Origin of the sequence: Halogranum amylolyticum, assembly GCF_900110465.1 — an archaeon.
Lineage (GTDB): Archaea > Halobacteriota > Halobacteria > Halobacteriales > Haloferacaceae > Halogranum > Halogranum amylolyticum.
On the sequence record NZ_FODV01000020.1, the window covers coordinates 65,422 to 72,467 of the forward strand.

At 55.9% G+C, this 7,046-nt stretch carries 4 protein-coding genes and 1 pseudogene; 4 read left to right on the forward strand and 1 reads right to left on the reverse strand.

The window, feature by feature from the left end:
* Nucleotides 1–558: 558 nt before the first annotated feature.
* From BSG17_RS21200 to BSG17_RS21210, 3 genes are all read left to right on the forward strand, one after another.
* Nucleotides 559–2,169 (forward strand): sodium:solute symporter family transporter, encoded by a 1,611-nt coding sequence (locus BSG17_RS21200; protein WP_089827396.1) that lies wholly within the window; start codon nucleotides 559–561, stop codon nucleotides 2,167–2,169.
* 235 nt (nucleotides 2,170–2,404) lie between these two features.
* A complete protein-coding gene (locus BSG17_RS28385) occupies nucleotides 2,405–4,285 on the forward strand; it encodes an oxidoreductase (RefSeq protein WP_280141207.1) in 1,881 nt (626 codons plus the stop codon).
* Between the two features lie 648 nt (nucleotides 4,286–4,933).
* Nucleotides 4,934–5,830, forward strand: a complete 897-nt coding sequence (locus BSG17_RS21210; RefSeq protein ID WP_089827388.1) for an SOSS complex subunit B family protein — start codon at nucleotides 4,934–4,936, stop codon at nucleotides 5,828–5,830.
* Between the two features lie 270 nt (nucleotides 5,831–6,100).
* Here the strand turns inward: BSG17_RS21210 and BSG17_RS27640 are convergent, their stop codons facing one another.
* Entirely contained in the window at nucleotides 6,101–6,325 is a 225-nt protein-coding gene (locus tag BSG17_RS27640) for a hypothetical protein (protein WP_089827389.1), read from the reverse strand.
* Between the two features lie 503 nt (nucleotides 6,326–6,828).
* Here BSG17_RS27640 and BSG17_RS26410 point away from each other — a divergent pair.
* A pseudogene (locus tag BSG17_RS26410) lies at nucleotides 6,829–7,046 on the forward strand (hypothetical protein); the annotation flags it as partial.

Sequence of the window (7,046 nt, forward strand, 5' to 3'; positions counted from 1 at the left end):
ACTTCAGGTCAGCAGAAGGTGCCTGATAGCGGCAGCTACGGTTCTCAAATCGCTATGAGTCGGGTCTCGTAGTTGGGACCGGGTCGTGTGCCATCTGCTCGGCGGCGGCTGTGAGTTCCTCGCCTCAGTTGATATTGACCGTATCTCCTCCAACGCTTAGCGACAGCACAGAACCAGTATCAGTCTGGTAGCTATATGCCAAAAATATACACCAATAGACAGACATTTTCGCCCATGCATAGCTATTTGTAACGAATCTATATATATACAATGGGTTGATAGGACTGAGCCGTATGGTACCAACCACCACCTGTTGGCATGGAGAGGCGATCGAAATCAGTCATTGCTTGAGAGGTCGAAAATGACGATACAGCCACTCTGGCTACTCGGGTTTCCAGCACCCGTTCTTGAATTCTTCATCGGTGGTGTTCTCTTGTTTTTGTTAGGCTCAATTACGCTTGGTCGAAACATTGAGGACGTCGACGGAGTGGAGAGTACGACCCTCAGCCAGCGTCGTGAAGAGCGTGATCGCTCTGTCAAATCGGTGGAACAGTGACGATGTCGCTCGTCATTCTTCAGTCATGGGGAGGTAACCTCGGTGTCGACTATCAGTCAACGATGGCGATGGTCTTCTTCGGGCTGTTTTCCTTGTTGATGCTCGGGATCGGATTTGTTGCGAGTCGGTATATGAGTTCTGAGGAGGATTACTACGTTGCTGGTCGGAGTGCGGGAATCCTCGTTATCGCACTCTCAATCTTCGCCTCGACACAAAGCGGATGGGGAATTATCGGGCTCTCGGGGACTGTCTATGCACTCGGGACGGAGTTCATGATGTGGGCGACGACAGTCATTGTGTTTTCGTTCGTCATCTCTTACTGGCTTGTCGGCCGGAAGATGCGCGTGTTGGGGACGACAATTAATGCCATCACTGTCCCTGATGCGATGTATCATCGTTTCGAAGACGAACGCGTACGCTTGTTAGGGGCAATATCAGTCTTCTTGGGGTCGATGGGCTATCTCGCCGCCCAATATGCTGCGCTGGGTATCATCATGGCTGTGATCTTCCCAGTGAACTTCATCACTGGCTTGATCATCGGACTCGGGATTGTCGGCGTTTACACGGTAATCGGTGGTATCCTCGCAGCCATCTGGTCAGATGCAATTCAGGGAGCCATTATGGCGTTATCTGGAATTCTCACGTTCTACTTCATCGTCACCTCAAACCCAGGTGGAGTCGGACAGATGATTACGACCGTCCAAGGGGAGTTCCCACAATTCTTCAACTTCACCTTACTCGGAATGGATGGACTGGCACCGCTTGGCTTGCTTCTCTCAATCCTCATCATCAACCTCACACACGCGGGACAGCCACATGCCATCACGAAGTTCTATATGATCCGCCGGGTCTCCCTCTTGAAATGGGGCGCGCTCATTTCAGGGGCAGCATACCTGATGACGACACTCTTCTGGTGGGCCGCCCCCTACATGCGTGCGGCAGTTGCCCGCGGCGACGTGAGGAGTTTCGAGAATCCAGATTTAGTTCTGCCATTAGCGCTCATCGAGTTTGCTCCGGACATTGTCACAGCGTTTGTGCTCACTGGTATCGTCGCAGCCATCATGTCGACAAGCAATGGGTTTCTCAATGTCGGTGCCTCGGCGATCACTCACGATTTCATGAAAGAGTATCGTCAGACGGAGATGACCAATGAACAGGAGGTCCGGTATGGGCGGATTGCAACAGCCACCATCCTCGTCATCGCCGGTGTCATTGCTGCAACCTTCCCAGGGCTCATCTTCGTTCTTGGGGCAGCTGGGTGGGCCATCTTTGCGACTGTCATCTTCCCTGGCGTCGCGCTCGCGTACAACTGGAAAGGGGCCACGACTGAGGGAATCCTTTGGGGTGGCAGTGTCGGCCTGTTATCGACGCTGGTGTTCGCCTATGGTGGACAATACTTCGGGTGGTCCGCTCCGTTCAGCCTCCTTGGAGGGCAGTTCGCCCAACTCATCGGTATCGTCGTTTTTGTTGGAGTCTCGCTTATCACGTCGACAGCAACGTACGAGGATCTCAAACCAGAAGTGAAGGCGGCACTCGACACTGGGCGCCTCAAAGGAGGCCAATTGCCGGAACACCTCGTTGCAGACGGTGGTGAAGACGAGATTGACGCATAGACACACGATTCATACACCCCGATTTTACAGACAATGACAGACACAAATTCAGATCCGACAGATTTCGCAATCCTGCAAGACGACGCTCCCAATGACTACGAGTATCAGAAGCTGTTCGAACCGACGACTATTGGTGGGGTCGATCTCCGGAACCGGCTGATGATGACGGGGCACACGACTAACTACGCTAGTGGAACGGAGTTAACTGAAACTCTCCGTGACTATTACGTCGAGCGTGGGAAGGGGGGGGATTGGACTCATTGTCATGGCGTATCTCGCAAACCATCCAAGCTCCGTTTCAGGAAGTGCGATCCACGGGTGGGATGAATCGCTCATCCCGCAACTCAAAGAGCTCACTGACGCAGTCCACGAAACTGGTGCGAAGATGATTTGCCAGAATCTTCACTACGGTCGGCAAATCACGAGTACGGTCTCCGAGCGCCCTGTCCTCTCCTCCTCTGACATCCCTGGCCCTGTCAACCGTGAGGTGCCTCGTGAGATGACTCACAAAGAGATTGAAATGATTGTCGATGGATATGCTCGGACAGCAGGGATTATTCAACGCGGTGGGTTCGACGGCGTTGAAATACACTCCGGGTATGGAGGGTACCTTCTCTCGCAGTTTATCTCGCCGTATTCGAACGAACGCGAAGACGAGTATGGCGGGTCGCTTGAGAATCGCCTTCGGATCGTCTACGAGACGTTAGATGCTGTCCGTGAAGAGGTTGGTGACGAGTATGTTGTCGGCCTGCAGGTAAACGCGACTGATGATGCCCCTCACGGAATGGGTCCCGACGAGTATGAAACAGTCGCCCGTCGGCTTGCTGCAACGGGACAGGTGGATTACCTCGTCGTCAAGGCTGGGACATACGAGAAACAAGACTACATCATCCCAGATATGCAACGGGAACGCGCATTTCTTGCACCCCTTGCCAAGCGGATCCGACACGCAGTCCGCCAAGAGAATCCCGAGGTAACAATCGCCACAACAGGCCGCATCACTGACCCACGAGAAGCGGATCAACTCCTCCAAGCAGGTGCTGCAGACCTCGTTTCGATGACCCGTGGTCATATTGCCGATCCAGAAGTGGCTCGCAAAGCCCAAGAGGGTCGCCTCGACGAGCTTATCGAGTGTATGGGCTGTAATCAAGGTTGTATCGAGCGAGTCTATCAAGGGGCTGCATGTCGCTGCGTGCTTAATCCGGCGACAGGTTTCGAGGCTGACCTTGGTGTCGGAACACTCACCAAGAGTACGAATCCAAAACGGGTGCTTGTCGTTGGGGGCGGTCCTGCGGGAATGAAAGCCGCCGAAGTTGCAGCTCGTCGCGGACACGAGGTTGTCCTCTACGAACGTGAAGACCAGCTTGGTGGGCAGGCTCGGTTCGCTGCTAAAATCCCAAAAAAGGCAGAGTTTGAGAAGTCCCTGTTATGGCTTCGGGAGGCACTCACTCGTGAGGAGGTTGCGGTCCGAACGGGCACCAACGTGACGAGGGAGTTGATTGTCAGCGAAGCACCTGACGCTGTGATTCTCGCGACTGGTTCTTCGCAGCCGTCGTTCCCACGTGGGTATCACAGCCTTGGTATTCGTCCGACCGACATCCCTGGCTGGGAAGACGCTCGAATTCTCTCAAGTGTCGACGTCCTCGCTAAGCATGTCGACGGGGCCGCGTTTCGTGATCCTGGCGAACATGTTCTTGTTATTGATGACGGAGAACATCACTGGAAGGGTGTCGGTACCGCAAAGTACCTTGCCGAGTCAGGGCGGACAGTTCAGCTGGCCCAGCCTGGCGGCGATCTTGCCGGTGATCTCACAGGACCGACGAAGGCAAAGCTCCACCGCGACCTGTTCTCGATGACAAACCCGATCGAGTTCCACACGTTTGCGACCGTGTCGTCCATTGAGTGGCCGACTGTGACACTCGATCGACGTGGGCAATCCGTCGAACTCGAGAATGTCGATAGTATTGTTCTGGCAGGATTCCATCGAGCCACCAATCCGCTTGAGTCCCAACTACAGGGGTCGGTCCCTACTGTTCGTGCAGTTGGTGATGCTGTGGCTCCGCGAACAATCAAAGAAGCGATTCATGAGGGCGAGCGAACAGCCCGAGAAATTTAGTAGCGAGTCGCCTATTCTCTCGTCGGAATCTTCCACCAAACCCGTCAATGGCGGCTTTATTGGACCTTTTAGATCTGCCATTCCGTACCTTTCAAAAGACTCTGAAAGCCCCCGGACGCTCGACGGCTGCGCCTCGCTGCGGTCCTCGCTCCGCTGTGGTCCTTACGTCGGCTCGCTCGCCGAGCGCCCGGCCCCTTTCACTCCCACCCGGCGTAGAGTGGTCAGCATCGCTGCCTCACTGTTTGCCAGGTGTGACGACTCGGTACGCCCGCTCGCCGTCCGGTCGGCCGGCCGCCTGCACTCGGCTCACGCTGTTCGCCTCGGCACGCCGCGGGACTCCCGGTGGTCGTCCCGCGCGTCGTTCGCTTCTCCCGAAGCGCCAGCGGGTTAGTCAGTCGACGCCTGCGCGCCAGTCGGTGCTCGTCGTCGACGAGACTAACTCCGCTGGCCACTCGGACCGGCCTGTCCGGCGCGCGTGCTTGTTTGTTGAGCCTTCCGTGAGCGCTCTCGCTCGCGCCCCAAGGGGCGCTCACGAAGGCGCGAGCGAGAGCGCGTAGACGAGTCTGTCGAGTGACGGTGTGAGAAGTCCGCGATGTAGAGGCATCGCGGTGTCGGGCGCGTGAGCGCCTTCAGGAGCTAGGTACTCCGATGTCAAGTAACAACGCAACCAGTAATGTAGTTTCGGTCGATGAACAGGCGTTCGAGAAACAAAACGAAGCGGAAGTCGACGAGGACGGCTTCGAGGTCGTCGATGAGACGCCGGAGTTCAACGCGACGGTGCAGATGGAAGTGCAAGCGAAGGTAGATGCGAACCACCCGGACGGAATGGTCGACACTAGCGATGAGCACATCTATGGGGCAACCCTCGAACAGGAAGAGCGCATTCTGGGGCGCGAGGAAGAGCTGGAGCGCATCAGTGCCAGAGCGACGTTTGGAACGCAGGACGGGCGGGAGAAGCGGTCGCGAGTTGTGGCGGCGACACGGAATGAGAAGCGACGGACGATGTTCCAGAAGCGGGCGGCGAGCGTGGATGTGTGGGCAGACCCCGAGCGAGCCGATCCGCGTGAAGAACTGTCCCAGGAACAGTTGGCGGCGGTGAACACACAGGCGATGCGGTTGAGCGAGAAGCTCGATGGCTGGTCGCGAGCGGCGATTGGGCGGCGACTCGGTGAAGTCATCGCCGGTGGGAAAGACATGATGAGCGCGGTCGTCAGTGTGTTCGAAGAGTTGCAGACGGCGCCGGGACAGGTGGTTCCCATCGGGAAGCTCGAGGATGTGAATCGCAAAGAGGTGCGTATCGAAGGACGTGTCGAGACACTGTGGGAACCCTCACATCCAAGTATCGCTCAAGTGGGTCTCATCGCGGACGGCAGTGGCCAGACGCGGGTGACGGTCTGGAAGGCGTCAGATGCACCCCTAATAGACGAAGGCGAGCAGGTGCGCATCGATGGCGCGGCACGGAACTGGTACGAAGGGCGTGTCTCTCTGGCCGTCACCGGGTGGTCGTGTCTCACCTTCCCCGAACGCGGTCGGTGGTGGGAATAGCCGGACGTCGTGGCTTTCTTTTTGCTACGTGCCCGTTCGCCCACTTCCCGCCGCCCCACCCAACCTCCACGTTCCGGGCGGCTTGCGAGCCGCCGGGCTTTCGCTACAGCTTGGTGGTGGATTCGCTCCGTATCGGCGGGCTTGGATTGTTCTCAGTTGTGATAGGTTTCTGAGGCCGTGCTGAATAGAGCGCGCAAGTCGGTCACTCCTACGGCACATCGAAACCAAATCTTGCGGAAGTCTATTCTGATATCTGGTTCCGAAGTGAGATTACCGGTAGTACCACCAGACGAGGTAGATGAGTAGAGCCCCGCTGCAAATCAAAAAGGAGCCCCAGAGCATCCCGAGAATGGTTATCGGGCTTGCACCAACGAGAATCCCGGAACCCACCCAAATCGAAGCGATGGCTATGATTGTCCAAAAAATGTCACCGACAGCTTCGAGCACACCGTCCCGTATCGTCTTTGCAGACAATCTCCGTTCGTTTTCTACCATGGAGGTTTTGTGAATAATTCCAATCCCACGAATAATAAATACTCGGTGGGGACCAGTAGGCTTAGAACTCACCACTATCCGTTCTTGACTGACCGATACATCCTCTGAGTGTTGCACGCCACTTCTGACAGGATTCGGGGAGGTTTCTACGGTCGTGTTGAACTTAGCGCGCGTATCGATCGCATGACTGTGGTTCAGACGCTGGACGTTCCCGCTGTGACGACAGTCAGTTTTTCTTTGAGGACGACCGTGGAGGTACTAAGAGAGCTCCCTCGGTGCTTGACGTGAGTGAGTGTGGGAACCAGGATATCGCCTCAATCACAATGGATATCACCGCGTCGACGGTGCCGAGAAATCCATTGATTCCCTCCTTGGTGAGGGTAACTCCGAGGCCTCGCGGACGGCCGCGGTCGGTGTTAGCCGTGTTAAAGAGTGTACTACTTGTCCGTAGCCTCAGAACTACCCTACATATTTTTGTGAATCTGCATTATTTATTATGGAGTATGTCACTGGAAGACCGCTACCTGGAAAACGAGTATTACACACAGGACGAACACGGCGACTTCGACCTCTTTGATCTCGGGGATTTCGAACTCGCGCGTGGGGAGATGCTCCAAGATGCGAAACTCGCATACCAGACGTTCGGTGACCTGAACGACGAGAAGGATAACGTCATTCTCTTTCCTCACATGTATTCCGGGACCCATCGGGATATGGAACG